Annotated in this window: 17 protein-coding genes; 8 read left to right on the top strand and 9 right to left on the bottom strand. The window is 69.5% G+C overall.

What is annotated here, in order from left to right; translation table 11 throughout:
- Positions 1-69: 69 nt before the first annotated feature.
- The 6 genes from AB0E94_RS26700 to AB0E94_RS26675 all read left to right on the top strand — a co-directional run bounded on the left by AB0E94_RS26700 (position 70) and on the right by AB0E94_RS26675 (position 8955).
- Positions 70-768 (top strand): MerR family transcriptional regulator, encoded by a 699-nt coding sequence (locus AB0E94_RS26700; protein ID WP_360331007.1) that lies wholly within the window; start codon positions 70-72, stop codon positions 766-768.
- Positions 765-3359, top strand: a complete 2595-nt coding sequence (locus AB0E94_RS26695; RefSeq protein ID WP_360331005.1) for a VIT domain-containing protein — start codon at positions 765-767, stop codon at positions 3357-3359. Before AB0E94_RS26700 ends, AB0E94_RS26695 begins: the two co-directional genes overlap by 4 nt.
- A gap of 535 nt (positions 3360-3894) precedes the next feature.
- Positions 3895-4836: a ricin-type beta-trefoil lectin domain protein gene (locus AB0E94_RS26690; RefSeq protein WP_360331002.1), complete on the top strand. Its 942-nt coding sequence runs from the start codon at positions 3895-3897 to the stop codon at positions 4834-4836.
- A 502-nt stretch (positions 4837-5338) separates the two neighbouring features.
- Positions 5339-6772: a glycosyltransferase family 4 protein gene (locus AB0E94_RS26685; protein WP_360331000.1), complete on the top strand. Its 1434-nt coding sequence runs from the start codon at positions 5339-5341 to the stop codon at positions 6770-6772.
- A complete protein-coding gene (locus AB0E94_RS26680; RefSeq protein ID WP_360330997.1) occupies positions 6687-7808 on the top strand; it encodes a methyltransferase domain-containing protein in 1122 nt (373 codons plus the stop codon). Before AB0E94_RS26685 ends, AB0E94_RS26680 begins: the two co-directional genes overlap by 86 nt.
- Positions 7801-8955 (top strand): prenyltransferase, encoded by a 1155-nt coding sequence (locus AB0E94_RS26675; RefSeq protein ID WP_360330995.1) that lies wholly within the window; start codon positions 7801-7803, stop codon positions 8953-8955. The genes AB0E94_RS26680 and AB0E94_RS26675 overlap by 8 nt, the downstream gene beginning before the upstream one ends.
- Here the strand turns inward: AB0E94_RS26675 and AB0E94_RS26670 are convergent.
- The 7 genes from AB0E94_RS26670 to chvE all read right to left on the bottom strand — a co-directional run bounded on the left by AB0E94_RS26670 (position 8906) and on the right by chvE (position 16179).
- Positions 8906-9550, bottom strand: a complete 645-nt coding sequence (locus tag AB0E94_RS26670) for a class I SAM-dependent methyltransferase (protein ID WP_360330992.1) — start codon at positions 9548-9550, stop codon at positions 8906-8908. The two genes, AB0E94_RS26675 and AB0E94_RS26670, sit on opposite strands and share 50 nt — an antisense overlap.
- A 138-nt stretch (positions 9551-9688) precedes the next feature.
- Positions 9689-10081, bottom strand: coding sequence for a PPOX class F420-dependent oxidoreductase (locus tag AB0E94_RS26665; RefSeq protein ID WP_360330989.1), 393 nt, complete (start codon positions 10079-10081; stop codon positions 9689-9691).
- Positions 10082-10131: 50 nt separating this feature from the next.
- Complete coding sequence (locus tag AB0E94_RS26660) at positions 10132-10494, bottom strand: response regulator (protein ID WP_360330987.1); 363 nt, start codon at positions 10492-10494, stop codon at positions 10132-10134.
- A gap of 2 nt (positions 10495-10496) precedes the next feature.
- Complete coding sequence (locus tag AB0E94_RS26655; RefSeq protein ID WP_360330984.1) at positions 10497-12107, bottom strand: MASE4 domain-containing protein; 1611 nt, start codon at positions 12105-12107, stop codon at positions 10497-10499.
- A 105-nt stretch (positions 12108-12212) separates the two neighbouring features.
- On the bottom strand, positions 12213-13442 hold the full coding sequence (mmsB, locus tag AB0E94_RS26650) for a multiple monosaccharide ABC transporter permease (protein WP_360330982.1): 1230 nt from the start codon (positions 13440-13442) through the stop codon (positions 12213-12215).
- Positions 13439-14992, bottom strand: a complete 1554-nt coding sequence (mmsA, locus tag AB0E94_RS26645) for a multiple monosaccharide ABC transporter ATP-binding protein (protein ID WP_360330979.1) — start codon at positions 14990-14992, stop codon at positions 13439-13441. Before mmsA ends, mmsB begins: the two co-directional genes overlap by 4 nt.
- Before the next feature lie 74 nt (positions 14993-15066).
- A complete protein-coding gene (gene chvE / locus AB0E94_RS26640; protein WP_360330976.1) occupies positions 15067-16179 on the bottom strand; it encodes a multiple monosaccharide ABC transporter substrate-binding protein in 1113 nt (370 codons plus the stop codon).
- Between the two features lie 292 nt (positions 16180-16471).
- Here chvE and AB0E94_RS26635 point away from each other — a divergent pair, with 292 nt between their 5' ends.
- Complete coding sequence (locus AB0E94_RS26635; protein WP_360330973.1) at positions 16472-17365, top strand: nitroreductase family protein; 894 nt, start codon at positions 16472-16474, stop codon at positions 17363-17365.
- Here AB0E94_RS26635 and AB0E94_RS26630 read toward each other — a convergent pair.
- On the bottom strand, positions 17340-17747 hold the full coding sequence (locus tag AB0E94_RS26630) for a DUF2000 domain-containing protein (protein ID WP_360330970.1): 408 nt from the start codon (positions 17745-17747) through the stop codon (positions 17340-17342). The genes AB0E94_RS26635 and AB0E94_RS26630 overlap by 26 nt on opposite strands.
- A 50-nt stretch (positions 17748-17797) precedes the next feature.
- Between AB0E94_RS26630 and AB0E94_RS26625 the strand changes: the two genes are divergently transcribed.
- Positions 17798-18613: an AraC family transcriptional regulator gene (locus tag AB0E94_RS26625; protein WP_360330967.1), complete on the top strand. Its 816-nt coding sequence runs from the start codon at positions 17798-17800 to the stop codon at positions 18611-18613.
- On the opposite strand, the gene AB0E94_RS26620 is transcribed toward AB0E94_RS26625, so the two are convergent.
- Positions 18567-20639 carry an L-lactate permease gene (locus tag AB0E94_RS26620; protein ID WP_360331298.1) on the bottom strand — a complete coding sequence of 691 codons (2073 nt, stop codon included), beginning with the start codon at positions 20637-20639 and terminating at the stop codon, positions 18567-18569. The genes AB0E94_RS26625 and AB0E94_RS26620 overlap by 47 nt on opposite strands.
- Positions 20640-21241 lie beyond the last annotated feature (602 nt).

Raw genomic sequence — 21241 nt, 5'->3', positions numbered from 1 at the left:
GGCGGGCAGATCGCCATTATGGCATTGACAGTGTCATGGTGACAGTGTCATTGTTCTGGCATGTGGACGATGGAGCAGTTGGTCGAGCGGGTGAGCGCGGCACTAGCCGCGGAGTACTCGGGCGCACCCAACGGCCGCGTCCGGGAGCTGCCCGACCGCAGGTCGATCCGGTGGTATACGACGATCGGCCTGGTCGACCGGCCACTCGGCACGCGCGGCCGCACGGTCCTCTACGGGCCGCGTCATCTCCTGCAGCTCGTCGCGATCAAGCGGCGGCAGGCAGCCGGGCGCACCCTGGCCGAGATCCAGGAGGAGCTCGCCGGCGCCTCCGAGCAGACCCTCGCCGCGGTCGCGCGGGTGCCCGATCGGCTCCTCGGCGCCGATCAGCCGCCGGCCGCGCCGCCACCGGTCCGCCCGGCGTTCTGGAAGGCGGCGCCCGCCGCGCCGGATCCACTGTCGTTCAACGCCGACGCCTTCGCCGACGACGGCGATCTCACCGTGGAGGCCTTCTCCCCCGCGTCCGCCGGCGGCGCCCCGCCGGACACCGAGTCCGGCATCACCCGGCGTGACATCGCCGCCGTCGTCGAGGCGCTCGGCCCGACACCGCCGGTGCTGCCGCTGATCACCGGGGTGCCCCTCGGTGACGGCGTGATCCTGCTGCTGCCCCACCACCCCACCGACTTGGACCGCGACGACATCGCCGCGGCAGCCCGTCCTCTGCTCGAACTGCTCGCTTCCCGCGGGCTCACCGATGGGAGAACCGCATGATCATTTCCGTGAACCCGATGGGATCGGCTGAGCTGGAGCGTCACCGTCAGGTGTCCGGCGCGGGCTTCGGCACGCTGCTCACCGATCGCGGCAACCTTCCGCTGGACCGTCTCGACGTGCGCGCCTCCATCAGCGGCCTGCTGGTCCGCACCGAGCTGACCACCGAGTTCGTCAACGCCCACGACACCGCGTTGGAGGCGACCTACGTCTTCCCGCTGCCCGACCGGGCCGCGGTCACCGGCATGACGATGACCGCCGCCGACCGGGTCGTCACCGCCGAGCTGCACGAGCGCGGCGCCGCCCGGGAGCGCTACGACCAGGCCATCGCCGCCGGGCAGCGGGCCTCCATCGCCGAGGAGGAGCGACCGGACGTCTTCACCATGCGGGTCGGCAACATCCTGCCCGGCGAGCGGGTCACCGTCTCGCTGCGGCTGGTCGGCCCTCTGCCGTATGAGGACGGCGCGGCCACCTTCCGGTTCCCCCTGGTCGTGGCGCCGCGGTATGTGCCGGGCCTCCCACTGCCCGGCCCGTCCGCCGGCGACGGCCAGCAGCAGGACACCGACGCCGTGCCCGACGCGTCGCGGATCTCGCCACCGGTCCTGCTGCCCGGGTTCCCCAATCCGCTGCGGCTGTCCATCAGCGTCGATGTCGACCCGGCCGGTCTCGAGCTCGGTGAGGTCCGGTCCAGTCTGCACACCGTGACCGAGCAGGGCGGGACCCTGCGGATCGCGCCGGGCGAGCGGGCCGACCGTGACTTCGTGCTGCGGCTGGCGTATGCGGCTGGCGCCGAGTCCGCCGTCGCGGTGCCCGACGACGACGGCGAGCAGGGGACGTACCAGCTCGTGGTGCTGCCGCCGGAGCCCGCCGTCGCCCCGCGCCCGAAAGACGTCGTCCTCCTGCTGGACCGTTCCGGCAGCATGGGCGGCTGGAAGATGGTGGCCGCCCGGCGTGCCGCGGCCCGGGTCATCGACACCCTGACCGCCGATGACCGGTTCGCTGTGCTCACCTTCGATCACGAGGTCGACCGGCCGGCCGGACTCGGCTCCGGACTGGCCGAGGCCACCGACCGGCATCGCTACCGGGCTGTCGAGCACCTGGCCCGCGCCGACGCGCGCGGCGGCACCGAGCTGCTCAGCCCGCTGACCGCCGGCCTCGCTCTGCTGGCCGACAGTCCCGGCCGTGACCGTGTGCTGGTCCTGGTCACCGACGGTCAGGTCGGCAACGAGGATCAGATCGTCAAGCAGGTGACCCCACTGATCGGCACGATCCGGGTGCACACCGTCGGTATCGACCGGGCGGTCAACGCCGGGTTCCTCGGCCGGCTGGCCGCGATCGGCGCAGGCCGGGCCGAACTGGTGGAGAGCGAAGACCGTCTCGACGAGGCGATGGAGCAGATCCACCGGCGGATCGGCGCGCCGGTGGTCACCGGTGTCGCCGTCACCGGTGACGGGTTCACGCCCACCGACGGCACGCGGAGCCCGGCGCGCCTGCCCGGTCTCTACCCCGGGGTGCCGCTCGTGATCACCGGCCGCTACACCGGTGCGCCCGGCGGTGCGCTCACCGTGACCGGCCGTACCCGTGACGACCAGGAGTTCCGCACCTCTGTCGCGGTTCAGCAGCGCTCCGAGACGGCTGTCACCTCGCTGTGGGCACGGGCCCGGCTGCGCGACCTGGAGGATGCGTACGCGTCAGGTGATCTCTCGCTGGAGACCGAGATCGTCGGCACGTCGCTGCGGTTCGGTGTGCTGTGCCGGTTCACCGCATTCGTGGCGGTTGACGCCCGGGTCGTCAACGAGGGCGGCGAGACCCGCAAGGTCACCCAGCCGGTCGAGATGCCGTCCGGGTGGGAGTCCACCGCTCCCCCGATGCCGGCGCCGGTCTACCTGGCGTCATCGTCGCCGTTCCCCGGCGCCGTCGGTGCGGCAGTGGCCGGCGCGGTTCCGCCGATGCCGCCGCCCGCTGCGCCCGCCCCGGGTGCGCCGATGCCGAGCCGGCCCGGGTTCATGCCGACTCGCGCCAAGCGTGCGGTCGCCCGTGACACGCTCGCCGACGAGGCGACGGTGGGTGCCGCTCCGGAAGCCGACAGCGCCGTCTGGTCCGTTGCCGAACCGGCATCCTTCGGCGTCGCCGACACGTCCGCACCGCCGGCCGGCGCCGGTGGTGGTGGGCAGGCCACGGCCCGGACCGATTCCGCCGCCGAGAGCGCGGCTGCGATGCCACGTGGGTTCACCGGAGCGGTGCGGCGGTCCCGTGTCGGTGCACCGGTCCAGGCGAAGTCACGCCAATCCGGTTCGGGCGACGGGCTGTCCGTGGACGAACTGCGGGAACTCGCCGCGGTCGAGGTCTCGCGACTGCACGAGGCCGTCGGCCAGCCGTCACTGGACCGCCGTGATCTGCTCGACGACCTGGTCAGTCGCCTCACGGTTCTGCTCGAGCCGGTCACCGACACCGCACTCGACCCGGTCCGGGAGCTGATCACCCTGCTCCGCGGCGACACGCCGCTGGAGGAGAGGTGGGCGACCGCGATCCGGGTGCTGGAGGAGTTCGCCGCCGGAAAGGCCGCCGCGAAGCGCTCGTTCTGGAAGTCCTGACGCCAGGCCGTGCGAAGCGGACCCGTTCCGCTTCGCACGGCGGCCTTCCGTTCTCCGCGCGGCGGACAGCGCACACCGACGGTCCGGACTCGGAGCTTCGGGGAGTCGGCCACGGGCTCCCGGCTCGCCGGAGCTTCGGGCCACGGGCTCCAGGCTCCGGGCTCGCGGTTCCGGGCTCCCGGCTCCGGGCTCCGGGCTCGCGGCTCCGGGCTCCGGGCTCCGGCTTCGGGCTCGCGGCTCCGGGCTCCGGCTTCGGGCTCGCGGCTCCGGGCAGCCACCTACGGACTACGGGCCGCGAGCTCCGGACTATAAGCCGCGGGCCGCGGGCTTCCGGGACGTGGGGTACGGGCCGCGAGCTCCGGCATGGGACGGCGGGCTCGAGGGCTCCGGGCTGCGGGTTGAGGGCTGCGGTGACCAGGGGAGCTGGTTCTGGGCGGGCAGATAACGACGAACTTCGACTGAACGGTCCCCACGCCGGTCGCTGAATGACGGTAAGTTGGGGCACCGGTACCGAGACCGGGGGTGGCAACGCCAAGTGGGCGACGAACGTGATCCGTTGCTGGTGCGTCCGTTCGTTCTGCCGGACGGCGCTCGGCAGGAGCCACCTTCGTCGGCGTCGACCTGGCCGGTGGAGCAGCGGGCCGGCGAGATGCCCACGCAGTTGTTGCCGACGGTTCCCGGTGTTCTGGCTGAGGATCCCGAGCGTGCGCCGGAGGGTGCGGGCGCCAATCGGCGGCGTCGGATCGTGTTGTTGAGTGGGGCTGCGGCGGTTGCGCTGGTCACGATCGCCGGGTATGTGGTGTTGCGGCCCAGCGATCGGCAGGAGAGCTGGGTGTCGGTGCCTGGGCAGTCGTTGCCGGCCGCGGTGGGGCCGGCCACGTCGGAGGGTGTCGTGCCTAGCGAACCCCAGGATGACGGCCAGGTCACCGGTCCCGGCGCGGGCGGTGAGACGGTCTCGTCGAAACGGCCGACCCGGACGGCGGTCACGTCCGCGGCCACCGGTGGGGCTTCGGCGAATCCGTCAGCCGGGTCGACGGCCGGTGGTTCGAGCAGCACGACGCCGGTGGCGCCGGTGGCCCCCATCGATCTGCTGCCCACGGCGATCGCGAGCGGGAGCGGGCTGCTGGTCACCGGTAACGGGCTGTGCCTGGACCTGCGTGGCGGCACCGCCGCTGAGGGCAGCGACGTCCACATCGACGACTGCAACGGCACCAGTCCGCAACGCTGGAAGCTCAACTCGAACCGCACCCTGGAAGTGCTCGGCCTGTGCGCCTATCTCGTGGGTGACGGCACTGTCGAGTTGACCGGTTGTGACGGGCGCACGACCGCACAATGGCAACTGCTGAGCGATGGCACTCTGACGAACGCGGCGAACGGCCGCTGCCTGACCGACCCCTACGTGGGGGCCCGGCCAGGCAACGCGGTCATCGTCACGACCTGCGCCGGCGGCGGTAACCAGCGGTGGTCGTTCCGCTGACACCGGCTCCGGCGCAGCCGACCGACTCTGCCCAGCGGCCGGGCGGAAGCGTCAACGGCAGCTTCCGCTCAGCGGCCGGAATGGGGTGCGTCAACGGCAGCTTCCCCTCTACGGCCGAATGGAGGCGTCAACGGCAGCTTCCGCTCAGCGGCTGAATGGGGGCGTAATTGGCAGCTTCCGCTCAGCGGCCGAATGGAGGCATCAACGGGTGCAGGCACCAACGGCAGGCTCTGCTCGGCGGCCGGGCGGAAGCTTCAGCGGCTGCCACTGTCTGGCTTCCGGGTGCAGGCGTCGGCGGCTGCCCTCTGTCTGGCTTCCGGGGCGGGATGATCCGACGGGGTGGAAGGGGGCCGGGCAGGAATGACTAGCTGTGTTCGGGTGGGTACGTTGCGGGGGTGCTGTGGCCGTACAGAGTGAGAATGTTTCTGATTTTCGTAAAGTGATCGAATCCTCAGGCCGGAACAGTAGTGATCATCTGTCCCCCGCCTCTTAGGGTCATCTGGTGATCTCCGCGCCTCTTCGCATCGCCTTCCTGTCGTATCGGAGCAAACCGCACAGTGGGGGGCAGGGGATCTATGTCCGGCATCTGTCGCGGGAGCTGGTGCGGCTCGGGCACCGGGTGGAGGTGTTCTCGGGGCCGCCGCTTCCGGAGCTGGACGACGGGGTCGATCTGACGGTTCTGCCGAGCCTCGACCTGTATCGCGAGCCTGATCCGTTTCGTACGCCGAAGCGCTCGGAATTCAAGAGCAGCATCGATGTTCTCGAGTGGACGGCGATGTGCACGGGCGCGTTTCCGGAGCCGCTGACGTTCTCGTTGCGGGCGTGGCGGCATCTGCGTGAGCGGCTCGCCGAGTTCGACGTGGTGCACGACAACCAGTGCCTCGGCTATGGGCTGCTGCCGTTGAGCTGGTCCGATACGCCGCTGGTGGCGACCATTCACCATCCGATCACGGTCGACCGGGATCTCGAGCTGGCAGCCGCGCCGGACTGGAAACGGCGGGCCTCGTTGCGGCGGTGGTATGCGTTCACACGCATGCAGGGGCGGGTGGCGCGGCGGCTGCCGTGGCTGACGACGGTGTCGCAGGCGGCGCGCGACGAGATCGTCGAGGCGTTCCGGGTGCCCGCCGAGCGGCTGCGGGTGATCGGGGTCGGTGTGGACGTCGACACGTTCAGCCCGGCCGGGAGCGAGGCCCCGAAAAAGGTGCCAACGTTCAGCCCGGCCGGGAGCGACACGCTGAAGAAGACGATCAGCCCAGCCGGGAGCGACACGCCGAAAAAGACGGTCGGCCCAGCCGGGAGTGACACGCCGAACAAGCTGCCGACGGTCAGCCGGGTGGTGACGGTGGCCAGTGCGGATGTTCCGCTGAAGGGGCTGCCGGAGCTGATCGAGGCGGTCGCGAAGTTGCGCGCCGACCATGAGGTGGAGCTGGTCGTGGTGGGTTCGGCGCGGCCGGACGGCGCGGCGGCGAAAGCGATCACGCGGCTGGGTCTGGACGATGCGGTGCGGTTCGTGTCGGGGATCTCCGACGGGGAGCTGGCTGATCTGTTCCGGTCGGCGACGGTGGCCGCGGTGCCGTCGCGGTATGAGGGGTTCTCGCTGCCGGCGGTGGAGGCGATGGCGTGCGGGGTGCCGCTGGTCGTGACTACGGCGGGGGCGCTGCCGGAGGTGACCGGGCCGGACGGGCTGGCGTCGCTGCACGTGCCGCCGGGTGATCCGGGGGCGCTGTCGGCGGCGATCGGGCGGCTGCTCGACGACGAGACCCTGCGCCGGCGGCTCGGCGCGGAGGGACGGCGGCGGGCGGTCGAGCATTTCACGTGGCGGCGGACCGCGATCCGGACCGCCGAGTGGTATGCCGACGCGATCGCCGCGCACGGGAAGAGCCGCAGGCCGGCCACGGCCAGCGAGCCGGAGGCCCACGAGGCCGGAAGCCGCTGACCGAAACCCGCAGCCGCAGGGCCGGGCCGAGACGGGACACGAGGCCGAAACTCGCAACCGCGAGACGGAACAGGAACGCCGAAGCCTGCAACCGCGAGGCCGAGACGGGACAGGAACGCCGAAGCCCGCAACCGCGAGGCCGAGACGGGACGGGACACGAGGCCGAAACTCGCAACCGCGAGGCTGGGCAGGACGAGACACGACACAGGAAGCCGCCGGCAGCGAGGCGGCCCGAGGACAAGTGCGAGACAAGACCCCACAACGGCGCCGCCGGTGCGGGGAGCAACGGAATGAAAGGGCAGGTAGGGGCACATTGTTGACCGTCGACTACGACCGGCTGGACGTGCGGCCGGGGATGCGGGTCCTCGATCTCGGCTGCGGTGAGGGCCGGCACACCTTCGAGGCGTTGCGGCGGGGCGCGGACGTCGTCGCCCTGGATCTGAGCGTCAAGGATCTGGCCACGACCGCGTCCTGGTGTGCGGCGATGGAGCTGGCCGGTGAGGTTCCGGTGGGGGCGAGCGCCACGACGATCCAAGGTGACCTGCTGGCCCTGCCGTTCCCGGACGCCAGTTTCGACCGGATCATTGCGTCGGAGGTGCTGGAGCACATTCCGGACGACGTGACGGCGATCCGGGAGCTGACCCGGGTGTTGCGGCCGGGTGGGCTGGCGGCGGTGACGGTGCCGCGGTGGCTGCCGGAGCGGGTGTGCTGGGCGCTGTCCGACGAGTACCACGCCAACGAGGGCGGCCACGTGCGCATCTACAAGGAGGACGAGCTGTCCGGCCGGCTGCGTGACGCGGGCCTGACGGTGACCGGCAACGGGTTCGCTCATGCGCTGCACAGCCCGTACTGGTGGCTGAAATGCGCGATCGGCGACGCCGGGCTGACCAAGGCCTACCACCGGATGCTGGTGTGGGACATCACCGAGAAGCCGGCGCTGACCCGGGTGCTGGAGCAGGCGCTGAATCCGCTGATCGGCAAGAGCGTGGCGATCTACCTGAAAAAGGAGGAGGTGACCGTGGGTGTCGGTGCCTGACCTACCGGGCGTGCTGAGCGCCGACGACATCCGGGTCACAGTCGCCAGCATCGCCGCCGAGCAGGAGGGTTCCGGGGCGATTCCCTGGTACGCCGGCGGGCAGCTGGATCCGTGGGATCACGTCGAGGCGGCGATGGCGCTGGACGTCGGCGGTGAGACGCAACGGGCGGCGGACGCCTACGAGTGGCTGCGCCGCACGCAGCGCGCCGACGGCAGCTGGGCGTCGCGTTACGAGAACGGGGTGGTCGCCGACGCCACGGCCGAGACCAATCACGCCGCGTATCTGGCGGTCGGCTGCTGGCATCACTTCCTGTGTACCGGCGACGACGACTTCCTGGCCCGGATGTGGCCGTCGATCAGGGCGGCGCTGGATTTCGTGACCGGCTGTCAGGCGCCGGGCGGGGAGATCTGGTGGGCGGCCGGTGACGAGGTGGCGCTGCTGACCGGGTCGTCGAGCATTCATCAGGCGCTGCGCTGCGGTGTCGCGATCGCCGACCGGGCCGGTGAGCCGCAGCCGGATTGGGACCTGGCCGCCGACCTGCTGGCCCAAGCGATCCGAAAACACGCGACCAAAAAACACGCGTCCGAAAAGCACACGACCGAAAGGCACGCGACCGACAAGGATGCGACCGAAAAGGATCCGGCCGAAAGGGATGCGACCGACAAGGATCCGATCCGGAAGCATGCCATCGGCGGGCATCCGGCGTTCGCCGACAAGGACCGGTTCTCGATGGACTGGTACTACCCGGTGCTGGGCGGGGCGCTGCGCGGCGAACCGGCCCGGCAGCGGCTACAGCAGCGGTGGGACGAGTTCGTGGTGCCGGGCCGGGGCGCGCGCTGTGTCTCCGACCGGCCGTGGGTGACCGGCGCGGAGACGTGTGAGCTGGCCCTGGCCCTGGACACGGTCGGTGACCGGGACGCCGCGACCGAGCTGGTCGCGGCGATGCAGCATCTGCGGGAGCCGGACGGCTCCTACTGGACCGGTCTGGTGCTCACCGACGGGGTGCGCTGGCCGGTGGAGCGGACCACGTGGACGGCGGCGGCGGTGGTGCTGGCCGTCGACGCGCTGCACGCGGCCCATCCGCGGTCGGAGATCTTCAGGACGCCTGGTTTCGCCGGAGAAGTCGCAGCGAACCACAGCCGGTGAGCTCCACATAGTCGCCGGATTCGACCGCTTTGCGGTAGATGCGGTAGGGGGCCTGCCCACCGTCGGCCGGGTCGGGGAACACGTCGTGGATGGCGAGGACCCCACCGGCCGCCAGGTGCGGCGCCCAGCTCGCGAGGTCACGCTGCGCTGATTCGTCGGTGTGGCTGCCGTCGAGGAACAGCAACGCCAGCGGCGTCGACCACAGCGCCGCGAACTCCTCGGCGCGGGCCACGACCGCGACCACGGCATCCTCGGCGCCGGCCTCGGCGATGGCCCGCCGGAATCCGGGCAGCGTGTCGATCTTCCCGGTCAGCGGGTCGACGAGTCCCGGATCGTGGTACTCCCATCCCACCTGATGCTCCTCGGAGCCCCGGTGGTGGTCGACGGTCACCACCTTGCCGCCTCGGGCGCGGGCTGCGGCGGCCAGGTAGAGCGTCGATTTGCCCAGGTAACTGCCGACCTCCAGGATCGGCCCGGCGGGTGCGGCGAGCGCGGCCTCGGCCAGCGCCCGCCCCTCGTCGGCCGGCATGAAGCCGGCCGCCCCGACAGCGGCGGTCAACAATCGGTGGTCCAGCACGATCTCCGGCGACGACATCGCGTCATCATAAGATCAACAGCACTTTGATCGTACGGCCGAGGCTGTCACCAACCGCAACCCATCGCCTCGCGTGAGGTCACCGCGAGACCGAGGAAACCCGAGGCCGCAACGCGGCCGCCGGGCTGAATCCGGTGGTCAGTGACCGCCCGCGAACGTCGGCCGCACGTAGATGATCACCCGGTCGGCGGCGTCCTTGGGGACCGCGGTGCCGAACGGGGCGTCGTAACGTTTGGCCAGCTCGACGAAGAAGGCGCCGGTCGGGTCGGCGTCGATGTGGTCGACGACACCGCGGATCTCGACATACCGGTACGGGTTGTCCTGATCGATGATCGAGATCGCGACAGCCGGGTTGGCGCTGATGTTCTTGAACTTCTTGCGATAGTTGGTGTGCGTGAACTTCAGGAACTCGCCGTCCCACGCATACCACATCGGGTTGACCTGCGGCGTGCCGTCTTCCCGGATCGTCGCGAGGTCCGCGAACAGCGGACGGTCCAGCAGGTCGCGAAGGTCGTCGGGAATGCTCGTCATCGTCTCTCCTCACCGGTTGCGGCAGCCGTGGCGGCAGCCCGGTGTTCACGCTACCCGGGGCGGCCGGCCAGCTCGTCGATCGCCTGGACGAGTCGCGACATCGGCTGATTCTTGGTCAGATAGACGTCGGCGAGCGGGGCGGCCTCGGCGGCGACCGACGCCGACCAGTGCGCGGTGTAGAAGATGATCGGCAGGCCGGCCGTGCCGGGCTGCGCACGCAGCTGGTGCAGCAGGGTGATGCCGTCGGTGCCCGGCATGTGGATGTCCACGACCGCGACGTCGAACCGCGCCCCGGCGTCGCGGGCGGTGGCGGCGTCGTCGACGGCGACCACGTCGTGGCCGAGCATCCGCAGCCGCAGCGCCGTCGTGTCACGGATGTCCTCGTCGTCGTCCACGATCAGCACCCGGGCCATGGTCAGGCCATCCTCTCGGCCGTGGCGGCCATGTGCGGGCCGGCGGCAGGTTCATCGATCCGGCCGGGCACGGTGAAGACGAAACAGGCGCCCGGGTCGGCCGGCTCGTACCAGACACGGCCGCCGTGCGATGCGGCCAGCGTGGCGACGATCGACAGCCCCAGCCCGGATCCGGACATCTCTGACACCTTGGCCTCGTCGGCGCGGCTGAACCTGTCGAACAGGCGCGGCACGAACTCGGCCGGCACACCCGGGCCGTGGTCCCGGACCCGGATCTCGGCGGTGCCGTCCCGGACCGCCGCGGACAGCACGATCGGGGCCCGGCCGTATTTGATCGAGTTCCGTACGTAGTTGGCGAGCATCTGCTGCAGGCGCAGCGGGTCGGCGTGCACGACGGCGCCCGGCGGGCAGTCGGCATGCACGTCGTTGCGGGGAAAGGTGCGGGCGCATTCGCCGAGCGCGTCGGCCAGGTCCAGGTCCGTCGGTGACACGTGCAGTTCGCCGTGGTCGAGCGTCGACACCGCCAGCAGGTCCTCGGTGAGCAGGCTGAGCCGGCGGGTCAGCGAGTCGGCCCGGCCGAGCATGTCGTCGACCTGCGTCGCGGACAGCTGGTCACGGCCTTCGCGGAGGATCTCCACGATGCCCGACAGGCCGGTCAGCGGGGTACGCAGCTCATGCGAGACGACGGCGACGAGGTGGTCACGCAGCGAGTTGGCGGTGCGTAGTTGCTCGTTGCGTTCGGCGAGTTCGATGGCGGTGGTGCGGACCCGCCGGTAGAGCAGGGTCACCTCGTGCAGCAGCGCGGCGAGCACGACCAGCGCCGCGACCAGGGCGAGCAGGCGGGCGCCGTACCAGCCGGCGGTGAACCGCGACCGCGCGAACAGGGTGAGCACCGTGTCCCCGCAGGAGGCGGCGACGGCGACGAACGCCCAGGCCTCCAGGCCCCGGGTCCGTTCGCGGCGGAACTGGAAGACGGCGGTGAGCAGGGCGAGCAGGTTGGCGCCGATGATGTACGGCCCGAACCGCTCGGTCAGGACCGTGTAGTCGCCGTTCTGAATGATCACCGTGACGTGCTCGTGCCCGCCCGTGACCAGCCAGGTCACCGCCGACACCAGGGCCACCACGACCAGGGTGAGCGCGGCGACCACGAACAGCCGGGCACGGTGGCCGCCGGTGGGCCGCCGGTATCCCCACGGGGCCAGGGCCGCGCCGATGAGCAGCGGGAACCCGGTGTGCCAGGCCGCCCACAACCAGGGCGCGCTGCTCGGGACGGCGCCGAGCAGGCCGGCCGGCGCGAACAGGCCGGGGAAGACCAGGGCGTGCGGCACGATCACCGTCGACGACCAGAGGTAGGCGCCGGCCAGCATCGCGAGCCGGGGTGAGCCGCCGGCCACGTACTGGTGGAACAGCAGGAACGCGGTGAGCAGGTCGAGAACCCAGACCACGGCCAGGAAGGCGGGCATGAACGCGGGCAGCTGCCCCCACTGCCGGTCCGCGAGCAGGTAGAAGATCAGCGCCACGACCGGCACGACGGCGGCGGCCAGCAGCGGGATCCGGCTCACCCGCACGGTCAGCCCGGAGGCGGTGTCGCCCTCCGTAGCGGGGACGGTCATGCCCCTACCTTCGGCTGGGCCGGCGACATGCTGAGGCGCAGAAAATGTCAGCGCCGCCCGGGTATGTCCCCCCGGACGGCGCTGATTCCTTCCCCCCGGAAGGTCTTACTTGCCGCGACGCTTGTTCAGGATGTCCAGCGCGACGGCGGCGATCAGGACCAGGCCCTTGATCACCTGCTGGTAGGCCGGGTCGGTGCCCATGATGGACAGGCCCATGTTGAGCACGCCCATGATCAGGGCGCCGATGATCGCGCCGGTGATCTTGCCGATGCCGCCGTTGACGGACGTGCCGCCGATGAAGGCCGCGGCGATCGCGTCGAGCTCGTAGTTGGTGCCCGCCGCGGCGATGCCGGCCCCGGCCCGCGACGTGGTGATGACCGCGGCGACGCCGGCGAGCAGGCCCATGTTCACGAAGATCAGGAAGTTGACCCGCTTGGTCTTCACACCGGACAGCATGGCGGCCGGCAGGTTGCCGCCCATCGCGTAGATGTGCCGGCCGAAGATCGTGTTGTTCATCAGGAACGTGTAGATCAGCACCAGCACGCCGACGATGATCAGCACGATCGGGGTGCCGCCCGCGCTGGACGCGAGCAGGTAGGTGAGCGCGCCGATGGCCAGGGCGGCCAGGACCAGCTTGCCGACGAACGCGGCGAACGGCTCGGTGTGCAGCTCCAGCTTGTTCAGCTCACGCCGGGCCCGGACCTGGGCGACGGCCAGGCCGACGAACGCGAACACACCGATGAACACGGTGATGCCGTCGAGGTTGCCGAGGTAGCCGGCGACCGGCGACAGCGAGCCGTTGCTGATCTTCTTGAAGCCGTCGGGCAGGCCGGCGACGGTCTGGTCGAGCACGACGATCGCCAGGCCACGGAAGAGCAGCATGCCACCGAGGGTGACGATGAAGGCCGGGATGCCGACGTACGCGACCCAGAAGCCCTGCCAGCAGCCGACCAGGCCACCGATGGCGATGGAGATGGCGACCGCGACCGGCCACGACAGCTCGAAGTCGGTCATCAGGATGGCGCAGATGCCACCGACGAACGCGACCACCGAGCCGACCGACAGGTCGATGTGCCCGGCCACGATCACCATGACCATGCCGATGGCCAGGATGAACACGTACGCGTTCTGCTGGATCAGCGCCGCGATGTTGTCCGGGTTGAGCATCAGGCCGTCAGTCGTGACCTGGAAGATCGCGATGATCACCAGCAGCGCCGCGATCATGCCGTACTGCTGGATGTTCTGACCGAGGTAGGCCTTCAGCGACCCGCCGTCGTTCTTCCTGGGGGGCTCGGGCTGTGCCTTCGGCTGCTCGAGCGTGGTGGTGGCGCTCACCGGGTTGCTCCGCTCTTCTCCATGGTCATGTAGCGCATGAGGCTCTCCTGGCTGGCCTCGGCGCGGGGCAGTTGCCCGGTGATCCGGCCCTGGCTCATCGCGTAGATCCGGTCGCAGATGCCGAGCAGCTCGGGCAGCTCCGAGGAGATCACGATGACGGCCTTGCCGGCGTCCGCGAGCTTGTTGATGATCTCGTAGATCTCGTACTTGGCGCCGACGTCGATGCCGCGGGTGGGCTCGTCGAGGATCAGCACCTCGGGCTCGGCGAAGAGCCACTTGGCGAGGACGACCTTCTGCTGGTTGCCGCCGGACAGCTTCCCGACGACCACATCCACGCTGTTGGCCTTGGTCTTCATGTCCTTGCGGTACTGCTCGGCCATGATCACCTCCCGGGCCGCGTCGACGACGCCGCCCTTGGTGATGCGCTTGAGCTTCGCCGCGGACGTGTTGCGCTTGATGTCCTCGATCAGGTTCAGCCCGTAGTGCTTGCGGTCCTCGGTCGCGTACGCGATCCCGTGCTCGATGGCCGCGTCGACGGTCTTGAGCGTGACCGGCTTGCCGTGCAGGAACAGCTGCCCGGAGATGCCCGACCCGTAGCTGCGCCCGAAGATGCTCATGGCCAGCTCGGTCCGGCCGGCGCCCATCAGCCCGGCGATGCCGACGATCTCCCCGGCCCGCACGTCGAGATCGGCGCGGTCGACGACGACCCGGCTGTGGTCGGTGGGGTGGTGCACGGTCCAGTTCGCGATCCGCAGCACCTCGTCGCCGATGGTGGGCTCGTGCGACGGGAACCGGTTCTCCAGGTCCCGGCCGACCATCCCGCGGATGATCCGGTCCTCGGTCACCGGCTCGGCGCCGTGCATGTCGAGCGTCTCGATGCTGTGGCCGTCCCGGATGATCGTCGTGCTGTCGGCGATCGCGGCGATCTCGTTGAGCTTGTGCGAGATGATGATCGACGTGATCCCCTGACCCTTGAGGTGCCGGATCAGGTCGAGCAGGTGCGCCGAGTCCTCGTCGTTGAGCGCCGCGGTCGGCTCGTCGAGGATGAGCAGCTTCACCTTCTTGGACAGCGCCTTGGCGATCTCCACGAGCTGCTGCTTGCCGACCCCGATGTCCTCGATCTTCGTGTCCGGGGACTCCGACAGACCGACCCGGGCCAGCAGGTCGGCGGCCTGCTTGTTGGTCTGCGCCCAGTTGATGACGCCACCGCGGGCCCGCTCGTTGCCGAGGAAGATGTTCTCGGCGATCGACAGGTACGGGCTGAGCGCCAGCTCCTGGTGGATGATGACGATGCCCCGCTCCTCGGAGTCACGCACCGTCCTGAATCGGCAGGTCTCGCCCTCGAAGACGATGTCGCCCTCGTAGGTGCCGTGCCCGTAGACACCACTGAGCACCTTCATCAGGGTCGACTTGCCCGCGCCGTTCTCGCCGCAAATGGCGTGGACCTCCCCGCGGCTCACGCTCAGCGTGACGTCCGAGAGCGCCTTGACGCCCGGGAAGGTCTTGGTGATCCCCCGCATTTCCAGGATCGGGGTCGTGTCGTTGGCCATCGCACAACTCGCTTGCTCTAGAACCGACCGGGACCGGCCGGGCCCGCAGAAGGTGGGCCCGGCCGGAGTTCGACTTACAGGCCGAGCTTGTCGGCGGTGTAGAAGCCGGAGTCGACCAGCTTGGTCTTGACGTCGTCCTTGGTGACGACGACCGGCGGGAGCAGGTACGACGGGACGACCTTGACACCGTTGTTGTAGGTCTTGGTGTCGTTGGTCTCGACGGTGCCGCCCTTGACGATCGCGTCGACCATCTTCAGCACCTGGTCACCCAGGGTGCGGGTGTCCTTCCAGACCGTCATCGCCTGCTTGTCGGCGAGGATGTTCTTGGTGTTCGCCAGGTCGGCGTCCTGACCGGTGATGATCGGGTAGTCGGCGCCCGGCAGGTAGCCCTTCGACTCCAGCGACTGCGCGATACCCAGGGCCAGCGAGTCGTTCGGGGACAGAACGACGTTGACCTTCTTGCCACCGGTGTAGAACGAGTTCAGGCGGTTGTCCATCTCGGACTGCGCGGTCTCGGTCTTCCAGCCCTGGATGGACACGGTGGTCCACTCCTCGTTGCTGGCCGGCTTCTTGCCGGACGGGATGACCAGCTTGCCGCTGTCCACGTACGGCTTGAGCACGTCCCACGCGCCGGAGAAGAAGAACTTCGCGTTGTTGTCGTCCGACGAACCCGCGAAGGCCTCCAGGTTGAACGGGCCCTTGCCGTCCTTCAGGCCCAGCTTGTCGACGATGAACTCGCCCTGGAGCTTGCCGACCTGGTAGTTGTCGAAGGTCGCGTAGTAGTCGACGTTCGGCGTCGAGTTGATCAGACGGTCGTAGGCGATGACCTTGACCTTCTTCTCGGCAGCCTTCTCCAGCGCCGGCGCCAGGGCGGTGCCGTCGATGGAGGCGACGACCAGAACCTTCGGGTTCTGGTTGATCATGTTCTGGATCTGGGTGATCTGCTGCTCGACGCTGTCCGCGTGCTGCAGCGAGGTCTGGTACCCGGCCTTCTTCAGGATCTCGTCCAGGTGCGAACCGTCCTTGTTCCAGCGCTCGAGGCTCTTCTGCGGCATCGCGATGCCGATCAGGTTCGAGGTCTCGGTGCTCGACGAGGACGACTCGTCACGGGTGCTGCTGCAAGCGGAGGTCGCGGCCAGCGATGCGGCCAGCGCGACGGACGCGAGGACCCGGAAGTTCTTGGACACCTCGACGTCTCCTTTCTATCGGGCCCGCTGCCGGGCCTCCGAAGCTTCGATTTGTTGCTCGGCACAACATACGATGCTTCCGAAAGACTTTCACGCGGGGGTTCGTAACGGCTGCGTAACACTCCCCGTGACCGAGGAGGCGACCAAACACCCTGAAGAGGCGTTCAGCATCCACGTTCCGTAACCAGACGGCGATCATCGTATTTGTTGGCACCAGCCACTAATCACCGGCCACCCCAGGAGAGGACCTCCGGCCCTGCCCGGCCCACCCCACCCGGCCCACGCTGGAACCATGACCAACCGGACGGCAGTTCTCGCCCACGCGGCCCGCCTGGCCCGGCACGCCCCCTCGATCCTCAACACCCAGCCCTGGCAGTGGCGGATCGGCCGGCACACCGCAGAACTCCGCACCGACCCCACCCGCGCCCTACCGCTCGTCGACCCCCAGCAGCACCTCACCCACCTCAGCTGCGGCGCCGCCCTGCACCACGCCACCGTCGCCATCCACGCCCTCGGCTGGGACGTCGACATCGAACGCGGCACCGCCCCCCTCGCCCGCCTCGTCCTGACCCGCCCTGCCACCCAACGCGACACCGACCTCGCCGCCGCCATCACCCGCCGCCACACCGACCGGCGACCCTTCAGCGCACAGACCCCCAGCGACAAGACCATCGCCGTCCTGCGCCACGCCGCCGAAAACCAAGGACTGCACACCCATCTGGTACGCCGGGACGAGATCCCACTCCTCGCAGCGACCACCGCCCGAGCCGCCTCTGACGCAACCCACCGACCAGGCCACACCCCCGAAATCGCGCACTGGACCGACGGCGCCGACTCAACCGCCGGCCACCGCGCCGTACCCCTGCGCGACGGCGACATCGGCGCCCGCTACCTCGTCCTGCACGGCCCCGGCGACACCCCCACCGACTGGCTACGCGCGGGCGAAGCCCTCTCCGCCCTGCTGCTCACCGCCACCGTCCACGGCCTCGCCTGCTCCCCGATGAGCGAACCCGTCGAAGCACCCTGGCCCCGCGGCCTGCTCGCCACCCTCATCGGCGAACCCAGCCACCCTTACCTCGTCATCCGCTGCGGCTACCCCACACACGACGAACCGCCCCCGGCCACACCACGGCGACCGGAGGCGGAAACCACCACCTACCTCATGGGTGCATCGACGCGCCCTTGACCACCTTGTCGACCACATTGCGCGGCCCGAACACCGCGATCCCCACCAGATCCAGATCAGCCGTCGCCACCGCACGCACCGCCGCCCGGTTCGCCGCATCATGCCCGGTCGCGAACAGATCCGACGTGAACACCGCCATCCGCACCCGGCCCAACGCCCGCCCATGTGCCGCCGACAACAACTCCTTGCCACCCTCGAACACCATCACCGGCTGCCGGAACATCGGCAGATACTCCACCCCACCACCGTCGGCATACGGCTCACCCACCACCTCCGGCACCACCGAACCCAGCCCGGACACCAGAAAAGCAGTCACGTTCAGCCGCTGCCACGTCAACAGGTCATCCCGCAACACCACAGCGATCTTGTTGTCGAACCTCATGCGCCACATCGTCGCCACCAGGCCCCCACCAGGTCTTGTACGATTTTGACGTGCACCGGCTCGAAGCCTGGCGGCCACCACTGCACGGCGTGACCGAAGTGCTGCACGCCCACTTCGACGAACACGCCTACCCCATGCACGCCCACGACACCTGGACCGTGCTCCTCGTCGACGACGGCGCCGTCCGCTACGACCTCGACCGCCACCAGCGCGGCGCCTACGGCCAGCTCATCACCGTCCTACCCCCGCACGTCCCGCACAACGGCACCTCCGCCCGGCCCGGCGGCTTCCGCAAACGCGTCCTCTACCTCGAACACGACCAACTCCCGGCCCACCTCATCGGCGCCACCGTCGACACCCCCGCCATCACCGACCGCGCCCTGCACCACACCATCTCCCGGGTGCACCGGCTCCTCCGTACCCCCGCCGAAGCCCCAGCCGCCGAAGACCTGCTCGCCGTCGCCCTCGCCCGGCTCCGCACCCACCTCGGCGAACCACCCGCACCGCGGCCGGACGGCCGCGCCGCCGCACACGCCCTGCGCGACCTGCTCGAAGAACACATCATCGACGGACTCCCCCTCGCCACCGCCGCCGCGATCCTGCATTTCGACCCGGCCCATCTGGTCCGCTCATTCCACCGCGAATTCGGCATGGCCCCACACCAATACCTGATCTCCCGCCGCGTCGACACCGCCCGCCGCCTCATCCTCACCGGCCAGCCATTACGCGCCGTCGCCGCCGGCAGCGGATTCCACGACCAGCCCCACCTCAACCGGCACTTCAAACGAATCCTCGGCATCAGCCCCGGCCGCTACGCCACTACTTCGGCACCATCCAATCCAGCACCGGCGTCGCCTGCAACGTGACCAGCACACACATGAACAACAGCAACACCAGACTCCAGCCGACCACCCGCCGGAAGATGTCACCCTCCCGGCCCGCCATCCCCACCGCCGACGCCGCGATCGCCAGATTCTGCGGCGAAATCATCTTGCCCAGCACACCACCCGACGAATTCGCCGCCGCCAGCAACACCGGATCCAGACCGGTATTCACCGCCGTCTGCACCTGCAACGCCCCGAACAACGCATTCGACGACGTATCCGACCCGGTCACCGCCACCCCGATCCAACCCAGAATCGACGACAGGAACACGAACACCCCACCCGCCGCCGCAAAGAAAGCGCCCAGCGTCGCCGTCTGACCCGACTGATTCAGCACGTACGCCAGCGCCAGCACCGCCATCACCGTCACGATCGCGTGCCGCAATTCCACATAGGTACGCCCGTACGCCCGCACCGCCGCACCCGGCCCGACCCGCAACACCAGCGCCGTCAGAATCCCGGCCAGAATCATCAACGTCCCCGCCGCCGGCAGCCACCCGAACGTGAAATTCACCGACGACAGCGGCTTGCCGTTCGCCCCCAGCACATCCAGCCCCGGCCAGCCGAAGACAACCGTCCACGGCTCCCCGGCGAGCGCTTTCTTGACCGGCGCCAGATTCGCCACCGAGAAAATCGCAATGATGATCAGGTACGGCGCATAAGCGCGCAACACCTCCCCGCCCGGATCCCGCCGCACACCTCCCGCCCCCACCCGAACCTCGCCACCCGTCCCCGCGCCTCCCACCGTTCCGGCAGCCCCGGCACCCGCATTCCCCACTTTCCGCGCGCCCGCGCGTTCACCTTCGCTCGTTCCTGCCGCGCGTTCGCCTTCGCTTGTTCCTGCCGCGCGTTCGGCTGCCCTTGTTCCTGCCGCCGCGCGTTCGGCTTCGCTCCTTCCTGCCGCGCGATTACCTCCGCTCGTTTCTGCCGCACGTTCGGCTTCGCTCGTTCTTGCCACCGCACGTTCGGCTTCGCTCGTTCTTGCCGCACGATCGGCTTCACCCGTTCTTGCCGCGCGATCGGCCGCCCTTGTTCCTGCCGCGCGATCGGCTGCCCTTGTTCCTGCCACCGCGCGTTCGCCATCCGCCGACGGTCCGTCCGCTGCTTCTGCCGCCGGCTCTCCCGATGCCGCTTCTGCGTGCAGATCAGGTGACTCGACCGGGCGCCACACCCGCAGCAACAGCACCACCGCGGCCGCCGAGACCAGCGCCGCGACGATGTCGGTGAGCGGCACCGACACATAGTTCGACGCCACGAACTGCCCCACCCCAAAGGTCAACCCCGCGACGACCGCGACCGGCCAGGTCTGCCGTACCCCTCGGCGCCCATCGACGACAGCCACCAGCACCAGGGGTACGAGCACAGCCAGGATCGGAGTCTGCCGCCCGACCATCGCCCCCAGTGTGTCGGTGTTGAGCCGCGGATCAGCGACCGCTCCCGAGGTGACCGTCCCGAGAGTCACAATCGGCGTGGCCAGCGCCCCATAGGCGACCGGAGCCGTGTTCGCGATCAACGCCACCGCAGCCGCCCGCAACGGCCGGAACCCGAGCGCCATCAGCATCACCACAGTGACCGCGACCGGAGTCCCGAATCCGGCCAGCGCCTCCAGCAACGCCCCGAAACAGAACGCCACGATGATCGCCTGAATCCGCATGTCCGGACTGACCCGCTCCATCGACCGCCGAAGCACATCGAAGTGCCCACTGACGACGGTCAGGTTGTACACCCAGATCGCATTGATGACGATCCACAGAATCGGAAAGAACCCGAACGCGGCCCCTTCACTGGCCGAGAGCAGCGCCTGCCCGATCGGCATCGAGTAGACGATCACCGCAACGCCGAGCGCCACCCCGAGCGAGATCAGTCCGGCCAGCCAGGCCCGCATCCGAAGCACACCGAGCAGCACGAACAACGTGACCAGAGAAAGCGAGGCAAAGATCGCCGAAAGCCCGACCGAGCCACCAACCGGATCAGTAACGATCGTGAACTGTTCAAACATGACAGCCATCCAGATCAATCGATCACCTTAGCCGCAATGTAGTCCCTTCCCCCCAAACCGCAACACAGCCAACAACCCACCCACCTCACCCCACCCGCCGTCACCCCACCCACCGTCGTCCCCGGCGGTCGCCTCGCCTGCCATCGCCCACCCGCTATCGCCCCACCTGCCGTCGCGGGACCGCCCAACCCCGGGACCGTCGCGCCGAGCAGCGGCGGATCTCGGCCAGCCGACTCTGACCGTTGTCCCGCCGGCTCCAAGACGGCGGTCAACGCCGGTCGAACCACGGTCAGCCGTCGCTACGGAGCTTCACGGTCAGGGTCCAGCAGTCAGCTCGCCCACGCCCAGTCCGCCAGCCGTCGCTCACCACTGGAATACGGGCGGCATTACCGTGCTGGGCGACGGCCGGCTGGGGTCCGCGGCCCGCTCCGCTTCGTCCTGACCGTTGACATCCGGGGTGCCTGCCACTGCCATTGCCGGCGGCGCGGGTCGGCAACGTTGACCAGCGCACACATTTGTCAGCGCTTTCCGAAAACTGACCCTCTGCGGGTTCGGGAAAGTTAACCCCCTGACCTGCGGTTATGAGCGTTTGTTGCGGGTTTCCTTGGCGA

It is taken from the genome of Actinoplanes sp. NPDC026670 (assembly GCF_040638175.1).
GTDB lineage: Bacteria > Actinomycetota > Actinomycetes > Mycobacteriales > Micromonosporaceae > Actinoplanes.
The sequence above is the reverse complement of the archived record's forward strand: the minus strand, read 5'-3'. Positions and strand labels throughout refer to the sequence as shown.

Bases quoted from the DNA above. Each gene is read 5' to 3' on its own strand.
- AB0E94_RS26700 (WP_360331007.1), top strand. From the start codon at position 70: ATGGAGCAGTTGGTCGAGCGGGTGAGCGCGGCACTAGCCGCGGAGTAC.
- AB0E94_RS26695 (WP_360331005.1), top strand. From the start codon at position 765: ATGATCATTTCCGTGAACCCGATGGGATCGGCTGAGCTGGAGCGTCAC.
- AB0E94_RS26680 (WP_360330997.1), top strand. From the start codon at position 6,687: ATGCCGACGCGATCGCCGCGCACGGGAAGAGCCGCAGGCCGGCCACGG.
- AB0E94_RS26670 (WP_360330992.1), bottom strand. From the start codon at position 9,550: ATGTCGTCGCCGGAGATCGTGCTGGACCACCGATTGTTGACCGCCGCT.
- AB0E94_RS26665 (WP_360330989.1), bottom strand. From the start codon at position 10,081: ATGACGAGCATTCCCGACGACCTTCGCGACCTGCTGGACCGTCCGCTG.
- AB0E94_RS26660 (WP_360330987.1), bottom strand. From the start codon at position 10,494: ATGGCCCGGGTGCTGATCGTGGACGACGACGAGGACATCCGTGACACG.
- AB0E94_RS26655 (WP_360330984.1), bottom strand. From the start codon at position 12,107: ATGACCGTCCCCGCTACGGAGGGCGACACCGCCTCCGGGCTGACCGTG.
- mmsA (WP_360330979.1), bottom strand. From the start codon at position 14,992: ATGGCCAACGACACGACCCCGATCCTGGAAATGCGGGGGATCACCAAG.
- AB0E94_RS26635 (WP_360330973.1), top strand. From the start codon at position 16,472: ATGACCAACCGGACGGCAGTTCTCGCCCACGCGGCCCGCCTGGCCCGG.
- AB0E94_RS26630 (WP_360330970.1), bottom strand. From the start codon at position 17,747: ATGAGGTTCGACAACAAGATCGCTGTGGTGTTGCGGGATGACCTGTTG.
- AB0E94_RS26620 (WP_360331298.1), bottom strand. From the start codon at position 20,639: ATGGCTGTCATGTTTGAACAGTTCACGATCGTTACTGATCCGGTTGGT.